This window comes from Brachyspira pilosicoli, assembly GCF_036997485.1.
Classification (GTDB): Bacteria; Spirochaetota; Brachyspiria; order Brachyspirales; family Brachyspiraceae; genus Brachyspira; species Brachyspira pilosicoli_C.
In genome coordinates this window covers 1,159,208-1,181,106 of record NZ_JAWLPU010000001.1, presented here as the reverse complement: position 1 = coordinate 1,181,106, position 21,899 = coordinate 1,159,208, and the positions used below count along the sequence as shown (strand labels likewise).

14 protein-coding genes are annotated in these 21,899 nt (G+C 27.9%); 5 read left to right on the top strand and 9 right to left on the bottom strand.

Annotation, left to right across the window (positions count from 1 at the left end):
- Nucleotides 1-4 precede the first annotated feature (4 nt).
- A complete protein-coding gene (locus tag R4I97_RS05310; protein ID WP_335784037.1) occupies nucleotides 5-940 on the top strand; it encodes a class I SAM-dependent methyltransferase in 936 nt (311 codons plus the stop codon).
- A gap of 202 nt (nucleotides 941-1,142) precedes the next feature.
- Here R4I97_RS05310 and R4I97_RS05305 read toward each other — a convergent pair whose 3' ends face one another.
- Nucleotides 1,143-1,964, bottom strand: a complete 822-nt coding sequence (locus tag R4I97_RS05305) for an SAVED domain-containing protein (protein WP_335784036.1) — start codon at nucleotides 1,962-1,964, stop codon at nucleotides 1,143-1,145.
- Between the two features lie 196 nt (nucleotides 1,965-2,160).
- On the opposite strand from R4I97_RS05305, the gene R4I97_RS05300 reads away from it, so the two are divergent.
- A complete protein-coding gene (locus R4I97_RS05300; protein WP_335784035.1) occupies nucleotides 2,161-4,104 on the top strand; it encodes a fructose-1,6-bisphosphatase in 1,944 nt (647 codons plus the stop codon).
- Nucleotides 4,105-4,403: 299 nt separating this feature from the next.
- Here the strand turns inward: R4I97_RS05300 and R4I97_RS05295 are convergent, their stop codons facing one another.
- From R4I97_RS05295 to R4I97_RS05280, 4 genes are all read right to left on the bottom strand, one after another.
- On the bottom strand, nucleotides 4,404-6,236 hold the full coding sequence (locus R4I97_RS05295; protein ID WP_335784034.1) for a methyl-accepting chemotaxis protein: 1,833 nt from the start codon (nucleotides 6,234-6,236) through the stop codon (nucleotides 4,404-4,406).
- A 258-nt stretch (nucleotides 6,237-6,494) separates the two neighbouring features.
- Nucleotides 6,495-7,259 carry a hypothetical protein gene (locus R4I97_RS05290; protein WP_335784033.1) on the bottom strand — a complete coding sequence of 255 codons (765 nt, stop codon included), beginning with the start codon at nucleotides 7,257-7,259 and terminating at the stop codon, nucleotides 6,495-6,497.
- 209 nt (nucleotides 7,260-7,468) lie between these two features.
- Nucleotides 7,469-9,856 carry a sodium-translocating pyrophosphatase gene (locus tag R4I97_RS05285; RefSeq protein ID WP_335784032.1) on the bottom strand — a complete coding sequence of 796 codons (2,388 nt, stop codon included), beginning with the start codon at nucleotides 9,854-9,856 and terminating at the stop codon, nucleotides 7,469-7,471.
- Between the two features lie 166 nt (nucleotides 9,857-10,022).
- Complete coding sequence (locus tag R4I97_RS05280) at nucleotides 10,023-11,540, bottom strand: aryl-sulfate sulfotransferase (RefSeq protein WP_335784031.1); 1,518 nt, start codon at nucleotides 11,538-11,540, stop codon at nucleotides 10,023-10,025.
- 460 nt (nucleotides 11,541-12,000) lie between these two features.
- Between R4I97_RS05280 and mltG the strand changes: the two genes are divergently transcribed.
- On the top strand, nucleotides 12,001-13,008 hold the full coding sequence (gene mltG / locus R4I97_RS05275; protein WP_335784030.1) for an endolytic transglycosylase MltG: 1,008 nt from the start codon (nucleotides 12,001-12,003) through the stop codon (nucleotides 13,006-13,008).
- 245 nt (nucleotides 13,009-13,253) lie between these two features.
- On the opposite strand, the gene R4I97_RS05270 is transcribed toward mltG, so the two are convergent.
- Together R4I97_RS05270 and dapD are read right to left on the bottom strand one after the other, a co-directional pair.
- Nucleotides 13,254-14,426, bottom strand: a complete 1,173-nt coding sequence (locus tag R4I97_RS05270; protein ID WP_335784029.1) for an iron-containing alcohol dehydrogenase — start codon at nucleotides 14,424-14,426, stop codon at nucleotides 13,254-13,256.
- Between the two features lie 423 nt (nucleotides 14,427-14,849).
- Nucleotides 14,850-15,554, bottom strand: a complete 705-nt coding sequence (gene dapD, locus R4I97_RS05265) for a 2,3,4,5-tetrahydropyridine-2,6-dicarboxylate N-acetyltransferase (RefSeq protein ID WP_335784028.1) — start codon at nucleotides 15,552-15,554, stop codon at nucleotides 14,850-14,852.
- 242 nt (nucleotides 15,555-15,796) lie between these two features.
- Here dapD and R4I97_RS05260 point away from each other — a divergent pair, with 242 nt between their 5' ends.
- Nucleotides 15,797-16,405, top strand: a complete 609-nt coding sequence (locus tag R4I97_RS05260; RefSeq protein ID WP_335784027.1) for a hypothetical protein — start codon at nucleotides 15,797-15,799, stop codon at nucleotides 16,403-16,405.
- A gap of 686 nt (nucleotides 16,406-17,091) precedes the next feature.
- Here R4I97_RS05260 and R4I97_RS05255 read toward each other — a convergent pair.
- Both R4I97_RS05255 and htpG read right to left on the bottom strand, forming a co-directional pair.
- Nucleotides 17,092-18,693, bottom strand: coding sequence for a peptide ABC transporter substrate-binding protein (locus tag R4I97_RS05255; RefSeq protein WP_335784026.1), 1,602 nt, complete (start codon nucleotides 18,691-18,693; stop codon nucleotides 17,092-17,094).
- Between the two features lie 303 nt (nucleotides 18,694-18,996).
- The gene (htpG, locus tag R4I97_RS05250; RefSeq protein ID WP_335784025.1) at nucleotides 18,997-20,916 is read right to left on the bottom strand and encodes a molecular chaperone HtpG; all 1,920 of its coding nucleotides are present in this window, start codon (nucleotides 20,914-20,916) and stop codon (nucleotides 18,997-18,999) included.
- 253 nt (nucleotides 20,917-21,169) lie between these two features.
- Between htpG and R4I97_RS05245 the strand changes: the two genes are divergently transcribed.
- Nucleotides 21,170-21,787 carry a DUF2726 domain-containing protein gene (locus R4I97_RS05245; protein WP_335784024.1) on the top strand — a complete coding sequence of 206 codons (618 nt, stop codon included), beginning with the start codon at nucleotides 21,170-21,172 and terminating at the stop codon, nucleotides 21,785-21,787.
- Nucleotides 21,788-21,899: the final 112 nt, after the last annotated feature.

Here is a 21,899-nt window from a genome sequence, read left to right as displayed (position 1 = left end):
TTATATGGTATGCGGTATTTGCGGTAGTAATAATTATACTGAAATAGGTATTATAAAAAATATATGGCAGAATGATAAAAAAGTTTATCAATGTAATAATTGCAAATTATATTATATAGAATATCCTACTGAAGATGAAATGAATAATTTATATAAAAATGAATACCATAAATATTGGTTATACCATAATGGAAAAAACAAAATAAAAAATAAAATATTTGAGTATGCTAAGTTTAAAATACGTTATTCAAGAAGTTTATCACAATTTAAATTTATTAATTCTTTATTTAAAGATATAAAAAATAAACATAATATAAAAATATGTGAAATAGGTGCTTTTGATGGTCTTTTATTAAAAATATTTAAAGATAATGGGTTTAGTGTTTATGGATATGAGCTTAATGATTATGCCAGAGAATATGCTCAAAATAAATATGATATAAAATTGAAATCAAATTTTTTAACAGATAATGAAAAATACGATGTTATAATACTCTCTCATATTTTAGAACATTTTATAAAACCTAAGGATATATTATTAAAAATTAAATCTATGCTTAATTCTAATGGGGTTCTTTATATAGAAGTTCCTAATTCTCCAATGATTGACGAAGTTAGCAAAGATGTATTAATTGATTATTTGACTACTGAGCATACCGTTAATTTTAGCCCAAGTAACTTAAGTATTTTATTAAAAAATACTAAATTTAATATAATAGATATAAAATATAGTAATTATAATGTGAATAAAGATAATATTTATTTAAAATCATTTATACTAAAAGGATGCATGCCTAATTTAAAAAATATTATACCATTTGCATTATTTGGAATAAAAACTTTTATTGCGCCTGATTTATCTTTCACTAATTATGACTGCAGTAATACTAAATGGAGTTATGGAGAAAATATTAGAGTTATAGCTAATAGTATTGATTAGTTTATATTACAATTTTTGTAATTTTTTATAAATTGTAAAAATTGCGAAAATAAGAAAACTGTTGAAATTAGATATTCTAATATTATTATACTGCTCTTTGTCTAACTTTAATTTTTCTTTATTTGCTCTAAAATAATAATTATGGCTAATATAGCTTTTATTAATTATAAAAATAATAAATGACCTTGTAGTAAAAATATAATTAATATTCATCAATCAAATTACTATTTAATATTGCCCCTAATTCATATCTATTATTATGGCTGCTATAATTATAAATATAAAATGTTAGATGATTATTTTTATAACTAGCCATTTTTTTCCCTAAATATAAAAGCCCATTCGCAGGTATAGAACTTAATATATGAACTTCTTTAATATTTTCGTATGAAACTATATCATTAAAAATAGAGTTTATTTCACTTACAAATATGTCATAGCATTTTTTATTTACTAAACTTTTATCAGAGTTTTCTTGTAATCTTATTTCATGGGTGATTGTAATAATATTTGTGTATGAATAATCGAAACCCTTATTTATAATTAGGTTTTCATTATCTTTATAAACTTCTTCTATATTATCTATATTAGATCTGCCGGATAATATTATGCCTATTGGCTGATTTATATTCGATATTCTTAATTGGGTTGATTTACTATCTATAAAATTAGTTAATTCAGGATCACTAATATCAATATCTCTATAACCCCATATAAGAGAATCTTTAGGTTTTGGTAAAAAATCAAAATTATATTTATATTTTTCTAATATATATGCTATAGACACTAGTATGCTATTTGGTGCTATTGCATAAAGTATTATTTTATCTTGTTTTGTAATATTTGACTCTTCTAATTTTGATATTATAATATTTTTTAGTTTTTTTATAACATTATCATTATTTTTATATATATTATATTCTTTATCCAAATCTATTTCCAAATCAATTTGCGGAATCTCTCCAAAATTTTGAGAAACGCCCCTTATAGAATGGAATATTTTAATATTTTTAGTTTCTGTCATAAAAATTACTCTTTACTATATTTAACTTATATCCCTATTATATAAAAAATTAATCAAATTTACTATTATATTTTTATTATAATAGATTAATATTATTTTTTGTATATACTTATACTATATCGGAGTTATTCTACAATAAAAACATATTTTCATATATATTTTTGTGTTTTAAATAATATTTTGGAGATTTTTTATTATGAAAGATAAGGATTATTTAGAATTATTATCTCAAAAATACCCAACTATAGACGATGCTTCTGTTGAAATTATTAACTTAAAAGCAATATGCAAACTACCAAAGGGTACAGAATATTTTTTAAGCGACATACATGGGGAATTTGAAGGTTTTGAATATTTAATAGGCACTTCATCTGGAGTGATAAAAGAAAAAATAGAAACATTATTCAGAAATACTTTAACAGAAAATGAGAGAATAGAACTTCAAATACTTATAGTAGATACAAAGAATATGATTAATAAAAAATCTGCAATGGAAGACTTTAATGATTGGTGCAGAATAACTATATATAGGCTCATTAGAATATGCAAACTTGTTACAAGCAAATATACAAGGTCAAAGATTAGAAAGAAGATGCCTCAAAACTTTGCTTATATACTTGATGAGCTTTTACAAACATCTGTTGAAGATAATAAAGAAAATTATTATTTTTCTATAATAGACTCTATAATAGATGTATCTGCATCAGAAAAGTTTATTATAGCATTATGTGCTTTAATAAGAAAATGCAGTATAGACAGGCTTCATATTGTAGGCGACATTTATGACAGAGGACCTCACCCAGATAAAGTAATAGAGAGTATAATGAACTTTAATGAAGTTGATATGGCTTGGGGAAATCATGATATACATTGGCTTGGAGCTGCTAAGGGGAGTTTAATTTGTGTTGCTAATGCTGTTCGTTTAGCCGTGAGGTATAATAATTTTGATTTACTTGAATATAGTTATGGAATTAATTTAAGGGCTTTATCATCATTTGCTAATGAGGTTTACAAAGATGACCCTTGCGAAGTGTTTAAGCCTAATACTTTAGATAAAAATATATATGATGAAGTTGATAAAGATTTAGCTTCAAAGATGCATAAGGCAATTTCAATAATACAATTTAAGTTAGAATGTCAGCTTATAAAAAGACACCCAAATTATGCTATGGACGAACGAATACTTTTAGATAAGATTGATTATAAAAAAGGCACTATTAATATTGACGGTAAAATCTATAAGCTTAAAGATAAAAACTTCCCAACAATAAATCCTAAAAAACCATTTGAGCTTACAGAAGGAGAAAACACTTTAATACAGAGTTTAGCTTTTTCTTTTATTAATAGCCCAACGCTTCAAAAGCATACTAATTATATTTATGCTAAAGGCGGAATATATAAAATATTTAATGGAAATCTTCTTTATCATGGATGCATACCCACAAAAGAAGACGGCAGTTTTGATGATGTATATATAGACGGTCAATATTTATCTGGGAAAAGATATTTACAGCAAGTTGAAGATAAGGTGCGTAAGGCATTTTACTGCGAAGTTGGAAGCGAAGAACAGCTTAATGCTTTGGATTATTGCTGGTATTTATGGTGCGGGCCAAAATCTCCATTATTCGGCAAAAATAAAATGACAACTTTTGAAAGATATTTTATAGAAGATAAAGAAACTCATAAAGAAAGTTATAATTCATATTATTATCATATAGATAAAAAAGATTATTGCGAGAGTATATTAAAAGAGTTTGATTTGGATACACATAAATCTCATATAGTTAATGGACATGTACCAGTAAAGACTCATAAAGGAGAAAGCCCAATAAAAGGCGGAGGCATACTTTTGGTTATAGACGGAGGTCTTTCTAAGGCTTATCATAAAAGCACAGGCATAGGAGGATACACTTTAATATCGAACTCTAATGATATGATTATAGCAGAGCATAGACCTTTTGCTGAAGTAGTAGAGTCTGGTTTTAGAATATCTCCAAAAACCACTATAGTAGATAGATTTGTAAACAGAATTACAGTTGGCGAAACTGATATAGGCATTGAATTAAATAAACGAATAAACGATTTAGAAGAATTACTCAATGCTTATAGAAACGGTATTGTAAAAGAGAAAGTTCATTAATTTTATTTATTTTATAAACACTAAAAAATTTTAAATTTATCAATTTCTGTTTTTATATTTTGGAGGATAGCCTACTGCGAAGCGTACACGAAGGGTAAAACCTTGACAGAGTCCTTCAAGACAACTAAAGGAAGTATCTTTATATGCTTAGCTACGGGAAAAAGTTGAATAAAACTTATACAAATAATAAAATTAAAACAATACAAATATTTACTGTTTTAAAACAAATTTCAAAATTAATAAAAAAAGCCGCTCAACATCATATTAAAGTTAAGCAGCTTTAATTATTATGTAATTTACTATTTTATAATATTAAAAAACTTAATGCTTTCTTCTAATGATCTAGCCTTTTCAACTAAACTCTTTGATATTTCATTTGAATTTTCAGCCAATGCTGCATTTTGCGCAGTAGCGCTTTCCATATTATTTACCTCTATACTTATTTGATTAGTACCAGATTCCTGTTCTAAAGCATTAGATGTAATAGTTTCCATAAGCTCAGAAGTTTCAGATACTTTTTTCTGTAAATCAATAAATATCTTTTGGGATTCTTTAGCTGTTTCTGTAGCCACAGCAACTTTTTGTGTGGTATTATCTACTAAATCAGTAATATCTTTTACAGAAGCCTGAGTAGTTTGAGCAAGGTTTCTTACTTCAGAAGCAACAACGGCAAAACCCTTACCCTGATCTCCTGCACGTGCCGCCTCAACAGAAGCATTAAGAGCAAGTATATTAGTTTGAAAAGCAATATCCTCAATTATCTTAGTAATATCCTTAATTTTTTCACTGGAATGATAAACCTCTTCAACATTAGAAGCTGTTTTTGATATTATATTGGCAGCATTTTCAATAAATATAATAGACTCAGACATCATATTCTTACCCGCTACAGATTTTTCTGCTGATATCTTAATACTAGAAACCATTTCCTCTATACTAGCTGCCGTTTCTTCTAAACTTGATGACTGTGAATCTGTTCTTTCAGACAATTCATTGCTGCTTTCCATCATATTTTCTGCCGCCTCTATTATCTCATCAGAAGCTTTGTTTACATTAGACACTACTTCAGATAATCGTCTGCTCATCAAATCAAAAACTCTTTCTAATTCTCCAAACTCATCTTTTCTATAATTTACTCTAATATTTTCTTTTATATTTCCATTAGATATATTCGTAGCATGAATCATTAAATCTTTTAATGGGTTTGTAACTCTCTTAATATATAAAAAAGTAAAAATATTTATAAAAATGATAGATAATATACAAATAACTATTGATATCTTTATAGAATCATTATTAGCCTGATAAATAATTTTATCATCCATTGCCATAATTAAATACCAAGGCACATTATCTATCCTTGTATAAACAGCCGTTCTTGAATCATGACTTACAGAAGATATATAAGTCATATACCCAGATAATTGATTAGAATTAATAATTTGTTCATAAGCCTCATTAGCTTTGGTATTAAGCTCATTTCTAGTGTCTAAAACTATATTTCTATCATCATCTACGGCAAATATCCTTGTTCTTTCAGGAAGTTTTAAATTCTGAAGCCTCACAGATAAATCTTCCCAATCCATAATAATATATACATTTCCTATATGCTCCCCATTATAAAATACACCAGAAAGAGCAGCTAAAGACCATTTATTATCAGCAACAGATTTTTGTAATTGATCATCAAAAGAAGCTTTGTTATTGTTAGCTTTTAATATATTTAAAATATTAGTTCTAATGGTAATAATATTTTCCCCTATTTTTACCCCATTCACATTATCCAATATTATACCATTTGTATCAGTTAAACCTATATCTAAAACCAAATCATTAATTGCCTCAAACTCAGCAAGCACAGGTCTAATATCAACAGCATCTCTATTTAAAAGATATGATATTACAACAGGAGATACTGCATAAGTTCTTATCAAATTTCTCTGGTCATCTAACCAAGTATCCAACATCTCTTTATAACCAGTAACTGTGCTATTAAATCCAGATAACGTAGATTCTTTTATTGTTTTGTTAGACCTCAACGATAATATAACAACTATTAAAACTAAAAAAAATGTACTGAGCAAACTAATCACTATAGGCATCTTCACCCTAATGGAATGTCTATTTTTCATAATGTATCCTTATATTGTTGTTGTAGTTTGCGAGTTTATATTAAAATTTCTTTAATGTCAAGAATATAATATGTATTTTTTATTTTTATATTATATAAATATAATACACTACATTTATTTTATTATTATAAATATTGGAATTTTACACATAAAAAAGCCGCCCAACTTTTATTAAAGTTAAGCAGCCTTAATTCTTACTATAATTTACTATTTTGTAATTTTAAAAAACTTAATGCTTTCTTCTAATGACCTAGCTTTTTAATTATATCCGTCGCTTCTTCCAAAAGATATACCTAAAATTAAACCAATAGAAAAATCAGAGAAATTATATTGATTATATATATTACCGCCTAAATTATTATTAACAACATCTGTTTTGTACTGCATACCAAAATTATACATCATATAGCCTCCAAGAGTAACAGCAAAATTAGGAACTAAATACAAAAATCCTTCAATAGTGAGTTTTACATAAGGCATTATTGGAGCTTTAAATAGATTTCTCATATCATTAACATTCCAATTATCTAAATCATCAGGTGCTGACATAACCCCGCCATATTTACTTGAAGCGACCATAGCATATAAAGGAGCTATTATTCCTGTACCTAATCCTATAGACATTTTACTGAAATTTAATTTAACAGTTGCCCCAACCAGCATAGAATAAAATCCAAGTACCTCTGTATATTTATTATTATTCTCTTTATAATCAGACATCAAAGCATTAATACTAAAACCAATATCTCCAAATAAACTCACACCTTTAATAATGCTTGTATAATCATCTTCAAATAATTTAAAGTAATTTCCTATTTGGAAAAACAAAGTTCCTTCAAAACCTAAAGTACCATCAACGCTGTCATAAATAGTGTTTTTATAATTATCATTTACTTTTATAGAATTAAATGGAAAAGCAATTCCATAATGTCCTTGAAAATTTATCTCTAAACTTGCAAATGCACTGTATGTAATAGTTATAATTAAAATTGTTACAAATAAAAAATATTTTACAAACTTCATAATAAATCCAAGAAACTTTATATTAAAAATAACAAAACAAAAATGATATCGTAAATACCTAAAATTAATAATATTAAGTATGATTAGTATTATAAATAAATAAAAATTACCATTATTTAACAATTATTGTATAATAAAAAGAATTATAGTAAATAAAAAAGCTGCCTAACTAATAAAAGTCAGACAGCTTATATTTTTAATAAAATTTATTACTTAATAATTTGGTCAGCTATTCCAAGTAAAGCTTGAATTTTTGGTGAGAAAGCAACAACAGCACCAGCAAATACAACACTTATTAAGCTCATAAGTTTAATAAGAATGTTTAAGCTTGGTCCAGAAGTATCTTTGAATGGGTCACCAACAGTATCCCCTATAACAGCAGCAGCATGATTAGGGTTAGTGATTTTATTACCATTTTCATCAAGTATCTTTTTACCGCCTAAATTACCAGCTTCAATGTATTTTTTAGCATTGTCCCAAGCACCGCCTGCATTAGACATCATAACAGCCATAGCAAAACCAGAAGTTAAACCGCCAACTAACATACCTATAACAGCAGGTACGCCAAATATAAAACCAACAACAACAGGTACAACTATAGCAAGTACAGAAGGAACAATCATCTCTTTTTGAGCAGATTTAGTACAGATTTGAACAGCTTTCTCATAATCAGCTTTTACTCCAGCCTCTCCAGCTAATAGACCTTTAATCTCTCTAAATTGTCTTCTAACTTCCTCAACAACTCCAGCAGCAGCACGACCAACAGCTTTCATAGTTAAAGCACAGAAGAAGAATACTAACATAGCACCGATAAATATACCAACTAATACTTTAGGGTTCATCAAGTGAATATTGAAAGCATTCATAAACTCATTCATGTGTAAGCTGTAAACTATTTTTTGGTATAATTCTGCAGGTGTATTAGCAGTATACTCTATAGTACCGATATTAATAGAAGTTAAATTACCTGTATTAATCATTCTGCCCAAAGAAACTTTAATCTCTTCTATATAAGCAGCAATCAAAGCCATAGCAGTTAAAGCAGCAGAACATATAGCAAAACCTTTACCAGTAGCAGCAGTAGTATTACCTAAAGAGTCTAAAGCATCAGTTCTCTCTCTAACACTCTCAGGAAGACCAGACATTTCAGCATTACCGCCGGCATTGTCAGCTATAGGACCATAAGCATCTGTAGCTAATGTAATACCTAAAGTAGATAACATACCAACAGAAGCTAAAGCAATACCATATAAACCTTGAGAGAATGCAGAAGCACCAGAACCGAAACCTCCAGCAAAACCAAATGCTAATATAATAGAAACAACTACTGTAACAACAGGTATTAAAGTAGATTGCATACCAACAGCAAGTCCTCCGATTATAACAGTAGCAGGACCAGTTTTAGATTGTTCAGCAACCCATTGAGTAGGTCTGTATTCAGCAGCAGTGTAATATTCTGTAAAGAAACCAACAACGTTACCAGCTATAAGTCCTACAATTATAGAAACAAATAAACCTAAATTGTTTGGAAGAAGCATTTTTACTAATATAAAAGCAACTACTATTATTATAGCACTGCTCACATAAACACCAACTCTTAAAGATTTTAACAATTCTCCCATAGTAGCACCTTCTTTAGTTTTAACGAAGAATACACCTATTATAGAAGAAAGAGTACCAATTGCCGCAAGTATCATAGGAAGAGATACAGCATATATAGGGCTAATATCAGGATTAATATAACCAAAAGCAGCAGAACCTAAACTCATAGCAGCAAGTATAGAACCTGCATAAGATTCATAAAGGTCAGCACCCATACCAGCAACGTCACCCACGTTATCACCAACGTTGTCAGCTATAACAGCAGGGTTTCTTGGGTCATCTTCAGGTATTCCAGCTTCAACTTTACCTACCAAGTCAGCACCAACGTCAGCAGCTTTAGTAAATATACCGCCGCCGACACGAGCAAATAAAGCTTGGAAAGAAGCACCTACACCAAAGCTAAGCATTGTAGTAGTAACAAAGTGCATCTTAGCAGAAATAAACTCTGAAGAATCACGAGCAATATTACCTAAAGCCAAGAAGTCAGTATTAAACCAACTATTATCAAGCCAAGCATTAAGTATTATAAACCACATAGATATATCAAATAAAGCTAAACCAACAACAGTAAGCCCCATAACAGCACCAGAACGGAAAGCTATAGTTAAACCTTGGTTTAGTGATTTGCTAGCAGCATTAGCAGTTCTTGCTGATGCATAAGTAGCAGTTTTCATACCTAAGAAACCAGAAAGTGTTGAGAAGAAACCTCCTGTTAAGAAACCTATAGGAATGAATGGATTTTGTACTTTTAAAGCATAAGAAAGAATAGCAAAAATTATGAAAGCTCCAGCAAAGAAGAAAGCTATAACTCTATATTGTTGTTTAAGATAAGCTATAGCACCAGAGCGAACATGCGAAGCTATTTCTTTCATTTTTTCTGTACCTTCATCTTGTTTACGCATCCATTTATAGAAATAGAATGCAAAAGCTAATGTTAGAATTGCCGCTGATATTGTAAAAAAGCGGGCATTTTGAGCTAAAATTTCGTATTTCATATACTTACCCTATTTTTTGAATTTTGTTAGAAATTATACAGTTATGCAATATATCATAAAACCTATAAATTGTCAATGATTTCATGTAATTATTACATATAGAATGATAAAAAAGGCTCAATCACGATATTGTAATCAAGCCTTCATTTATTTTATAAAATTAAAATTAATTAGGATTCTTCAAATTACAATCCTCTGAATAAACTCTTCCCTCATCATAATATAACGGCATTTTATCTGCTCTATACAAATAGGTTGGATCTGTTATATTTACTATAAATTTAAACAAAATATTTTTTGTATCTTTATGTATTTCTATAACTGTTTTAGATAGACCATAAGTTATAATCATATTTTGATAATTTTCACCTGTAAAATCTACATCTGAAGTTATTCTTGAATATAAAGAAGGATATCTATATTCATAAACTTTTTTGGCTTGATAATTTCCATAAGTGCCTATTATTTTATATTCTACATATCTTGAACCATTGGGATTACTATCCTCATCTCCCTGATTATCAAACATTCCTAAATTACCATTTTTATGTAAAAATAGAGCATGTTGATTCTTAGGACCATCATTTATAGCATCACCTTTAACTCTATATGCCTCTAATGATTTTAAATCCTTAAAATGAATATTGTACGGTATACCTCCATAACCAACTAATATTTTAGTTGCTAATGTTTCATCGGCCATCCACCATATTAATTTCCATTCACTATAATCTATAGACAATACTCCTCTATGCCTTGATGATACATATAAAATATCAGTTTCTGAATCATAAACCAAAGAATTAGCATGACACCAATCTATACTTTGGTTTTGTCCATTATTATTTATATATATATTATTTACATCCTCACCAAATACTATTTGTTTAAATATTACTTCGTCTTCTGGATATTTTTGTAAATCTAATGAATTTTCTATTAATTTAGCAAAACTAAGTTCTTTAATTATATTACCTGAATTATCAATTTCTATTAATCTATCTTCAGATCCAAAAGTGGAAGTAGAAAAATAAACATAATTATTATTTTTTATAATTATATCATGATGAGACTTATTTTGTAAATTTATAATTTTTTTACCTAAAAAATCATATATATCATTATCTATACTAGCTTTTATAAAACCATTACCTTTTTTTAATATCTTATAAGTATAAGATCCATTTTCAACATATCTTATTATTCCATTACGAGATATTGCAATATTAAATCTTGGTTGAGAAAGATAAATAAAATATAATTCAGGGTTATTAGGATATTTTTCCTCTGGTAGATTGTTAATCTCTACATCATATTTCTTTTGTATATTAATATTATTATACGATATAGTTCCAATACTGACATTCTTAGTTATAATCCTTCCGCCATCATTAACTTCAATAATATTTTCAGATTCTGGAAACATGCCATGTATTTCAAACTCCGTGCCATAACCTGCTGGATAAGTATGTATTATATCAGGCTCCCCATAAAGTCCTTTAACTGTTACTGTTATAGGGGCAGCATTAACTGTTTCTGTTGTATAAACTGCTGATAATGGTGTTACTCCATAAGGATTAACCACAATTTCTCCAATTTTGCCAATAGAAGATGATGAATTATTTTTACAAGATAAAGCAAATAAACTTATAATAAGTAAAATAGTAAATAGTATTTTTTTCATACCTAAAGTCCTAAAATATTTATATTAATGATTATTTATACAGAATATTAAAAGATAGTGTTTTTTTATATAATACAAAGATAAAGTTGTAAAATAGATTTTTAAAATTAAAGGGTAAAAAGTAATTTTGTTTAAAAAATTGAAATAATAAATTATTTTATTTTGTGTTGTGTTGTGTTGTGTTGTGTTGTGTTGTGTTGTGTTGTGTTGTGTTGTGTTGTGTTGTGTTGTGTTCATAAATACACCAAGATTATATGGTTTACCAATTTTATATTATAGCTTTTTATTTGTCAATAATATTTATACTAATTAAATATTTTTTATATAGAATAGATAAATTTATAACAATTATAATTTAAATAATCTATCTTCTAAAACAAAAATATTATTTTGACAATTTTTGCTTATTTGTTTATAATTATTAATCAATAATTAATTATATAAAGGTTTATGCAAAATTATGAAAAGAGCTTTAATTATAATAGTTTCTATAGCTATAATATTTGCTATATCAATAGTTAGTTTAATAATATATACAACTTCACCAGTAGCAAAAGATTCTCAAAAAGTATATTTTGAAATTAAACAAGGTGAAGGTGCTTACAATATATCAAAAAAACTGCAAGAGCAAGGACTTATAAGAAATTCAAGACTATTCGTTGTATTAGCTAAACATTTAAAATATGACAGAAAACTTTTAAGCGGTTATTATGAGCTTAATAAAAATATGAGCATGATAGATATAATGAAGCATTTAAATAGCGGAAAACAAGCTATGGTAAGGCTCACTATTGCAGAAGGAAAAAATATATACGAAATAGCTAACTATTTAGAAACTCAAGGCTTTACTACAAAAGAAGAATTTTTAAAAGTATGCCATGATAAAAAAATATTAGAAAAATATAGTATTCCTTCTGATAGTGTGGAAGGATATATATTCCCTTCTACATATTATATAGTAAAGGGTAATCCTGCAGAAGTATTAGTTACTCATATGATAGATTCACTTTTCAAACAGTTTCCAGATTTGGAAGATAGAGCCAAAAAAATAGGAAGAACTGTACATGAAGTATTAACTATGGCTTCTATTGTAGAAAAAGAAATGGGCCCTAATGATGACCCTAAATTAATAGCTTCTGTATACTATAATAGATTAAATATTGATAAAAGACTAGAGGCAGACCCTACAACAATTTATGCTATGACTTTGGTAAAAGGCGATTATATAGAAAAACCAAATCTAAAATATGATGACTTGCGTATGGTTCACCCTTACAACACCTATAAAAATACAGGCCTTCCTCCAGGACCAATATGCTCAAGCAGTGCTAAAGCTATAGAGGCATCATTAAACCCTGCTAAAACAGATTACATATTTTTTGTAGCAGACGGCACAGGCAAACATGCTTTCTCTGTAACTTATGAAGAGCATTTAAGGAATATTGATAAATATATTTTAAGAAAATAAAAAACAACTATATTTTATCATATAATTTTTTTATTCTACTTTTTCCCGTAACAAAAAGTACAAATATTATAGCTAATATCTTAGGAATACATAATAAGATGATACCAACATTTTAAGCTAAATAATTGCAGTCTTTTTGGTTCTTTTGGTCACAAAAAGAACTGGGGGCGTGTACCCTAAGGGCACGCTTCGCATGGGGCAACGCCACCACAAATAATAAAAAAGTTAAAAATTGTTAATGAATATCAAACATTGCAGCTTTTAAATATATTAAACACATCATCTTTATTTAAAGCTCTAAAATGTTTAAAAGTTAAACTGCCATTTTTTGTAGTTCTATTGCTAAGTAAATCAAGCATATCATCATCTTGAATTCCTACTCCCAATTCTGTAAAATTGGTAGGCATATTAATTTGTTTGAAATATTCTATAGTTTTATTTATTCCTTCAAGAGCATCATCTACATTCCACACATTTTTTGCATATTTTCTAAATCTCTCTTTAGTATAATCAGAATAATCATAGCAATATTTAGCCCAATGACCCCAAACAGTAGAAAGACTAGCTCCATGTGCCACATCAAACTGCCCGCTAAGTTCATGACCAAATTTATGTGCTATAAAATCAAACTCATTGCCTAAACCTGTTAAAGTGTTATGAGACAAACTTCCGCACCACATAAGCTCACTCATAGCATCATAATTAGTTTTATCTTTCATAGCTATAGCACCGTTTTTTATAACAACTCTAAGTAATGCCTCAGCAATAGCATCTGTAGTTTCATTACAGCAATTATCAGCAAAATATCTATCTAAAGTATGCATCATAATATCCACTATTCCGCATGCCACTTGATAATAAGGCAAAGTAAAAGTAAAAGAAGGATTCATTATAGCAAATTTAGGGCGATTAAACTCTGTATTAAGTCCCCTCTTTTCTAAAGTTTCATCATTAGTAAGCACTGCTGACGTACTAGTTTCACTTCCTGCAGCAGAAATTGTAAGTATGCATCCTACATTAATAGTTTTTTCTAAAGTTTTTTTATTAGTCCAAAAATCCCAAATATCAATATCAGGATTAGCTGCTCCTATAGCTATTGCTTTTGCAGTATCTATTACGCTTCCACCGCCTATAGCTAAAATTAAATCAGCGTTAAACTCTATAGCCTTTTTTACTCCAATTCTAGCATGCGAAAGTAAAGGATTTGCTTTTACATTATTAAAAAAAGTATAATCAATATTTTCTTTTTTTAACATGTTTTCTATATTATCTAATAAACCATTTTCTTTTATTCTATTAGAACCATAAACAATAAATATTTTTTTAGCATTTAATTTTTTTATTTCTGAAGCAGTATTCTCTTGAGCATTTTTTCCAAATATAACTTTAGTAGGAAGCTGTAAATTAAAACTTTGCATATTTAACCTCTCATAAAAATAATAAAATATAAAAATGATTGCACTTTCTAAAATTTTAATTTTTTAATTCAAATTATTGCAGGGCTTTGCCCCCCTGCGAAGCGTGCCCGTAGGGTGGCACCCACTTCTTTTGCGACCGTAGGGAGTCCTTCAGAGCGACCGTAGGGAGTCCTTCAGGGCGACAGTAGGGAGTGCCGGAGGCGTGCCCCAACCAAAGAAGCAAAAGGACTGTATTTTTTATACTTAAAATACAAGTATTATTTTATATTAATACATATTCCAACATATAGAGTAAAAATGCTTGCACTTTTTGTTCTTTTGACGAAGTCCGCACCGCGAGCTGCGGGAAAAAGAACAGAAAAAATTGAATAAAATAAAAACTTCTATAACAAAATATATATTTAAATATTTAATAAACTAAAATTATTTTCTCAAATCATCAACTAATTTTGTTTTATCAATAGTTTTACTGTCTTTTTCTTTAATAACTTTAGCAGGATTACCAGCAACTACTTGATTTTCTGCTACATCCTCTATAACAATAGCACCAGCACCAATAACGGCATTCTTACCAATATGAACTCCCTCTAATACAACAGCATTAGCTCCTATTACAACGTTATCTTCAACTATAACAGGCTTAGCAGAAGGAGGTTCTATTACTCCAGCCAATACTGCCCCAGCACCAATATGACAATTCTTACCAACAATAGCTCGTCCTCCTAATACAGCACCCATATCTATCATAGTTCCATCTCCTACCTCAGCACCAATGTTAATAATAGCTCCCATCATTATAACAGCATTATCACCTATTTTTACTTTGTCTCTTATAATAGCACCAGGCTCAATTCTCGCATTAATATTAAAATAACTTAAAGTAGGTACTCCAGAGTTTCTTCTGTCATTTTCTAAATAATAATCCATTATAAATTCTTTATACTCTTCTAATATTTTTTTTATCTCTTCATAATCACCAACTATAAAATTAAAATCCCCATAAGAAAAAATTTTAGCATTGGTTTTTATATTTGATAAAGTTCCTTTTATATATGCTTTAACCGGTGTTTTTTTTGTTGAATTTTTTATATAAGCTATTATATCTTCAGATTTTTCTAACATATCCATAATTTTACTCCAATATTTAAATTATTAGATTAACATAATACACAATTAATTAAAATTTGTCAAAAAAATTATAAAATATATTAAAAGTTTTATAACAACAATATTATATTTTTTATAATAATCAAAATCTTTATTAACAAATATTTTTATGAATATTAAAAAATATATATTTGCATTCAATTTTACATATTATAATTCCGTCTTATTATATGGAGTTATAATGTTTAAAATTGGAGTTTTTTATGTATAGGTATATATTCATTTTAATAGTGTTTAGCTCTCTAATGCTATCTGCTCAAAACAATATGGACACTAATAGTATAATATACGATACTATAAAAAATAGAGCATATATCACAGAAAGAGATAAACTCACATCAAAAATAAATATATTCACCTCTTGGAAAAACACTCAAAAATATATGCGTGAAAATAGTTTTAGATTTTTCAAAAGATATGGAAGAACTTTAACATTAGAGTTTAGATATAGATATCCATACTATTTTCAAGTAGCAAGCTCAACTCCTATAATATTTATGTTTGATGACGGAAGCTCTTTAGAATTAACAAACATACAAAAAACAGTATTCACTCCATTTACAATGGGTAATTTAAAATATTATGATATAGAAGTAAGATATAAATTTAATAATGATAATGAGTTTGACAATTTTACTACAAAAAGCATATCAAATATAAGATTTAATTTTATTAATAATTTCAATGAAAACACCTACGAAGACATATCAATATCACCCACAGCAACAAGCAACTGGCAAAGCAATTTTACTATGTTTAGAGATGCTATTAATAAACTTGAAGAAGTTCAAAACTCAACAAATGCTTATTAATAGAATTGATAATTAACCTAAAAAAATTAAAATTTTAACCGCACGTTAAACTAAATTCTATTTACAAATCTGCTTTATAATTTTAGACTTACTATATGTTAAAATTATGTTCTGCGTGCGTTGTGTGATTTGCCTCAATGGGTGTGTGCTAATTTTTTTCTTGAAAATAAAATATTTTTTAAGTTTTTTATTTGTGGTGGCGTTGCCCCCACACCCCCAGTTCTTTTATTGGTATAAAAGAACCAAAAGAACTGCATTAAAAAAAACTAGCTTTTAAGCATATCCAAAATCATATATTATTTTATATTAATACATATTCCAACATATAAATTGCACTTTCGCGAAGCGTGCCCGAAGGGCGAAAACTTTTTGCGGCGGGAAAAAGTTGAATAAAAAATCATATAACAAAATGCGGGAAAAAGAACAATAAAAAAGTTGATATAAAATAATCGTTTTTATATACATTAAAAACTTTAAGTATATCAAAATTTAGTTTTTAATTTTTTTGTTTAGGATTCACAAAGAACTTAATTTTTAGTCTAAAATATAGGTATTATAATACATATTTCTAAAATATTAGAATATGCATTTTTAGAACTGTAATAAAAAAATTAAAGTCCTTTTACTACCGTATGTACTTCATTTAGCAGTAAAAGAACTTAATTAAAAATACAATTTATTAAAAATTATTTTTCTTTATAAGCATAAGTAAATCTATGTATTGAAAGAGGATTATAATATACACCTTTTAATTTTTCTGATACAAGCAAAGGCTCAGTATTGAAATACATAGGCATTATAGCATAACTATCTATCAATATCTTTTCAGCTTTATGCATAGCGTCCATTCTAAGATTTTTATCGGAAGAAGTTAAAGCCACTCTCAAATATTCATCATATTCTTTATTACTAAAAGTTGGGAAGTTTAAAGGTGCTGGAGTAGTAAATAAATCTAAGAAATTAATAGGGTCATTAAAATCTGCATACCACCCACCTCTCACTATAGTAAATAATCTGCTATATCTATTACTAAAGAAAGCAGCTAATTCCTCTTGAACTATTTGAACATCTATGCCCAAATTCTCTTTCCACATCTGTTGAACCGCTTCAAATATTGTAACATTTAATCCGCTGTCTGTATTAAACTCTAAAACAGGAAAACCTTCACCATTTGGATATCCAGCCTCTGCTAATAATCTTTTAGCTTCTTCAACATTTTTAGCATAATCATTTATATCAAAAAACTCTCCGCCATTCTCTCTAAAATCTCCCCCATCAACATCATTAACACCATAAGGCACGAAAGCACTAGTAGGAACTTCTCCGCCTTTTGTAACATTTTCAACTATATATTTTCTGTCAATAGCTAATGTTAAAGCTTTGCGTATTCTCACATCTTTTAAAATTTCATTAGTAGTGCTGAAACAATAATAGTAAGAGCCTAATAAAGGTTTTATTTGCAATATACCCTCTTCCTTTAATACAGGTATATCTTGCGTAGGAACTACTTTAGAAAAATCTAATGTTCCGTCTTTTATACCAGCAACAGAAGCAGTAGGGTTTTGCATCATTATGAAGTTTAATTTTTCGGGCAACACTTCTTTATAATTCCAGTAATTTGTGTTTTTTACCATTACTATTCTATCATCAGGAGAAATTTCTATAGTTGTAAAAGGACCATTTCCTATATAAGTTTCTGCATTTACTTCCCATTTATCAGCATATTGTTCTATAATATCCTTTCTTACAGGATAGAATGTAGTAAAACCAACCAAATCCAAAAAATAAACAGTAGGTCTTTCTAATATAACTTCTAAAGTATAATCATCTATAGCCTTAACTCCTAATTCTTCTTTAGGTAATTCTCCAGCTATAATTTTTTCTGCATTTTTTACAGGAGCAAATTGATATCCATAATCGCTTGCAGTTTTTGGATCAACAACTCTCCTCCAAGAATATACAAAATCTTCAGCAGTTACATTTTTTCCATCGCTCCATTTAGCATTAGTTCTTAAATGGAATATGTATCTCAAACCGCCATCAAGCTCCTCCCAGCTTTCAGCAGCTCCGCCAGACATTTTTCCGTCTTTACCTATTGTAGTTAAACCCTCAAAAGCATGAGTGATATAGTATGAACCTATAACAGTAGAGCTTATAGCAGGGTCTATACTTTTTGTCTGCGGACCAAGGTTGATATTTAATGTGTTATCAGATGATTCATTATTATTAGAACAAGATGCTAATAAAACAGATAACATCATTAAACAAGTAATAATTTTTAATCTCATAAATTAACTCCAATATTTAATATATATATTTAAAAAATACTGCATTTTTTAGCTTTCTTTATTTTTATTATTTGCAGGGCTTTGCCCCCTGCGAAGCGTGCCCGTAGGGTAAAAACTTTTTGCTACGGGAAAAAGTTGATAGAAAATAATTATTTTAATATATTATAACTATTTTTACGAAATATGTTAAACATATGCTTCAAAAAATTTACAATAAAATTCTTAAAAGATAAAAATTGAAAAAATATAATATTTAAAAATATTCTCCCAATTTCTATCTTCAATAAAAATATAATCAACTAATTATAACTTTAACATTAACTTACTCATTCTGCTTGCAAATAATTTAGGGTCTTCAAGTGGAAGTCCTTCAAGTATACAAGCCTCATCATAAAGAAGTTCGCTATACTCCTTAAATAAATCAGAAGTTTTATTAGCCTGATACTCTTTTTCTATTGCTTTAAATACATCATGCGAAGTATTAATTTCTAATACTCTCTCAGGCTTCATAGCAAACATAGGATTGCCGCTTTCAGCAAGTACCTTAGCCATATTAAAGCTTATAGAATCTTCTTTATTTGATAAACATACAACACTCTCTTTAAGCCTATTAGTCTCCCTCACCTCAGCAACCTTATCAGCACCTAATACTTCTTTTATAGCATTAAGTACATCTTTATTAGTAGAATCTTTGTTTTCATCTTTATTTTCTGTATTGTTGTCAGCCTGAAGTATAGAATAAAGTTTAGTGCCGTCAAACTCTCTCATCATATTAACCATAAACTCATCAACTCTGTCAGTAAAATAAAGCACTTCATAACCTTTATCTTTCATACCCTCCATATGAGGAAGTTTTTCTATTGTAGCTTTATCTTTAGCAGCTGCATAATATATAAACTCCTGACCTTCTTTCATTCTTGATTTATATTCTGCTAATGTTGTATATTCTCCGTCAGATGTTTCTGATGATTCAAATAATAATAAATTAGATAGCTTATCTTTTTTACTAAAGTCTGAATATATTCCTATTTTTATAGACTCGCCAAACTCTTTGAAAAACTCTTGGTATCTTTTTCTGTCATTTTTTAATATATTTTCTAAAGTTTCCAAAACCTTTTTTTCAACATTTGATGCTATTCTTTTTAATTGAGTGCTATGCTGTAAAATCTCTCTTGAAATATTAAGTGAGAAGTCAGGAGAATCAACCAAACCTCTTACAAATTTTAAATATTCAGGAAGCAAGTCTTTACATTTACCCATTATAAACACGTTTCTTGAATAAAGCTCTAAACCTCTCTCAAAATCTGGGTGTAGGAAATTAAAAGGTGCTTTTGAAGGTATAAATAAAAGTGCAGTATATTCTATAGTACCTTCTGCCTTTGTATGTATTACTTCAAATGGGTCTGCATAATCATGGAAATGCTCTTTATAAAACTCATTATACTCTTCTGTTTTAACATCGCTTTTTGATTTTTGCCATATACTCACCATTGAGTTAATAGTTTTCTCTTCATATTGCTGAATTTCTTTTTCGTCCTTTTTTGGTATAGGCATATCCATAATAATAGGATAATGAACATAGTTTGAATATTTATGAATGAGTCCTTCTAAAGTGTATCTGTTGCAATAATCATCATCAACAAATCCGTCTTCTTCTAACTTTTTATCTTTTGGTTTTAACTTGAGTATAATTTTTGTTCCTCTGTCTTGTTTATCAATATCTTCTATAGAATAAGAACCGTCTCCATTACTCTCCCAACGAACACCCTTTTCACTATCAACATTTTTAGTCTCTATTATAATATCATCAGCAACCATAAATGCAGAATAAAATCCAACACCAAATTGCCCTATTAAATCTATTCCGCTTTCTTTTGAAGCTTCTTTATCCTTTTGTATTTTCTCCAAAAATGCTTTAGTACCGCTTCTTGCAATAGAGCCTATATTATTGATAACATCTTCTCTTGTCATACCAATTCCGTTATCTATAATACTCAATGTTCTATTTTGTTCATCTATTTCTATTTTTATTCTTAAATTATCTATATCAGTATATTTATCGCTTTTAGTTATAGATTCAAATCTTGCTTTATCTAAAGCGTCGCTTGCATTTGATATAAGTTCTCTTAAAAATATTTCTTTATGAGTGTATATAGAATGCACCATTAAATTTAATATCTGTTTTGTTTCGGCTTCAAAATTAAGTATTTGTTTTTCTGCCATAATAAACTCTCCTTTATAGGTTTTTATAAAAATTCTTTATACGGATTAAAGATTAAATATATAAAAAGTATTGAAGTGAATATATAAAGTCTAAAATAAAGTTTAATATATTATAAAAGAAAAATAAAAAAATTCAAATATATTTATAAAAATAAAATACTAATTATTTGAAAAATATAATATAAAAATCTAATTTATACTTGAATAATAATTTCACAGAACTATACTTTATAGTATATTGGAGTTTTTATTTATGGAAAGTTTAATTGGATTAATTTTTATATTAATTGTAATATTTATATTTTTCTTTAAAAGAAGAGATTCTAATTACTATAGAGAATATAGAAACTATAATAAAAGATATAATAATTATAATAAAAAATATGAATACCAAACAAAAGACATAACAGAGCAAAGACTCCATGATATGGAAACTGGAAATATATCTACTAAAAAAATCATGAACATAGAAGAAACTAAAATATTTTATTCTATGGTGAAAGCATTTAAAGATTATAATGTACATCCTCAAGTATCTTTCAAAGCATTTTTAAAGTCTGATGAAGATTCTTATGCTTGGAGAACATTCAGAGATTTTTATTGTGATTATTTAATAACATATAAAAGAGGAAATAAAATAAATGAACCTGTTGCTGTAATAGAATATCATGGTAAAGGACATTTTGGAGATACTGAAACACTAAAAGAAAAAGTAAAAAATAATGATATGGTTAGAGAAAAACTTTTTAATAAAATAGGGCTAAAATACTTTATAATAAAAGATGAAGATATAAAAACTAATCCTAAGTTTATTGATGAAACAAAACTTGATGCTTATTTATGTGATATATATATTATTTTAAATAAGTAATAAAAAAGTTGATAGAAAACTATTGTTTTAATATGTACTGACAAATTTTTAGCTCTTTTATTTTAATTATTTACAGGACTTTGCCCTTAAAGAAGTACACACGATAAAAGAA

What these genes read in the sequence shown, in the direction of transcription:
- R4I97_RS05310 (WP_335784037.1), top strand. Translation starts at nt 5, where the DNA reads ATGGTATGCGGTATTTGCGGTAGTAATAATTATACTGAAATAGGTATT.
- R4I97_RS05305 (WP_335784036.1), bottom strand. Translation starts at nt 1,964, where the DNA reads ATGACAGAAACTAAAAATATTAAAATATTCCATTCTATAAGGGGCGTT.
- R4I97_RS05300 (WP_335784035.1), top strand. Translation starts at nt 2,161, where the DNA reads ATGAAAGATAAGGATTATTTAGAATTATTATCTCAAAAATACCCAACT.
- R4I97_RS05295 (WP_335784034.1), bottom strand. Translation starts at nt 6,236, where the DNA reads ATGAAAAATAGACATTCCATTAGGGTGAAGATGCCTATAGTGATTAGT.
- R4I97_RS05290 (WP_335784033.1), bottom strand. Translation starts at nt 7,259, where the DNA reads ATGAAGTTTGTAAAATATTTTTTATTTGTAACAATTTTAATTATAACT.
- R4I97_RS05285 (WP_335784032.1), bottom strand. Translation starts at nt 9,856, where the DNA reads ATGAAATACGAAATTTTAGCTCAAAATGCCCGCTTTTTTACAATATCA.
- R4I97_RS05280 (WP_335784031.1), bottom strand. Translation starts at nt 11,540, where the DNA reads ATGAAAAAAATACTATTTACTATTTTACTTATTATAAGTTTATTTGCT.
- mltG (WP_335784030.1), top strand. Translation starts at nt 12,001, where the DNA reads ATGAAAAGAGCTTTAATTATAATAGTTTCTATAGCTATAATATTTGCT.
- R4I97_RS05270 (WP_335784029.1), bottom strand. Translation starts at nt 14,426, where the DNA reads ATGCAAAGTTTTAATTTACAGCTTCCTACTAAAGTTATATTTGGAAAA.
- dapD (WP_335784028.1), bottom strand. Translation starts at nt 15,554, where the DNA reads ATGGATATGTTAGAAAAATCTGAAGATATAATAGCTTATATAAAAAAT.
- R4I97_RS05260 (WP_335784027.1), top strand. Translation starts at nt 15,797, where the DNA reads ATGTATAGGTATATATTCATTTTAATAGTGTTTAGCTCTCTAATGCTA.
- R4I97_RS05255 (WP_335784026.1), bottom strand. Translation starts at nt 18,693, where the DNA reads ATGAGATTAAAAATTATTACTTGTTTAATGATGTTATCTGTTTTATTA.
- htpG (WP_335784025.1), bottom strand. Translation starts at nt 20,916, where the DNA reads ATGGCAGAAAAACAAATACTTAATTTTGAAGCCGAAACAAAACAGATA.
- R4I97_RS05245 (WP_335784024.1), top strand. Translation starts at nt 21,170, where the DNA reads ATGGAAAGTTTAATTGGATTAATTTTTATATTAATTGTAATATTTATA.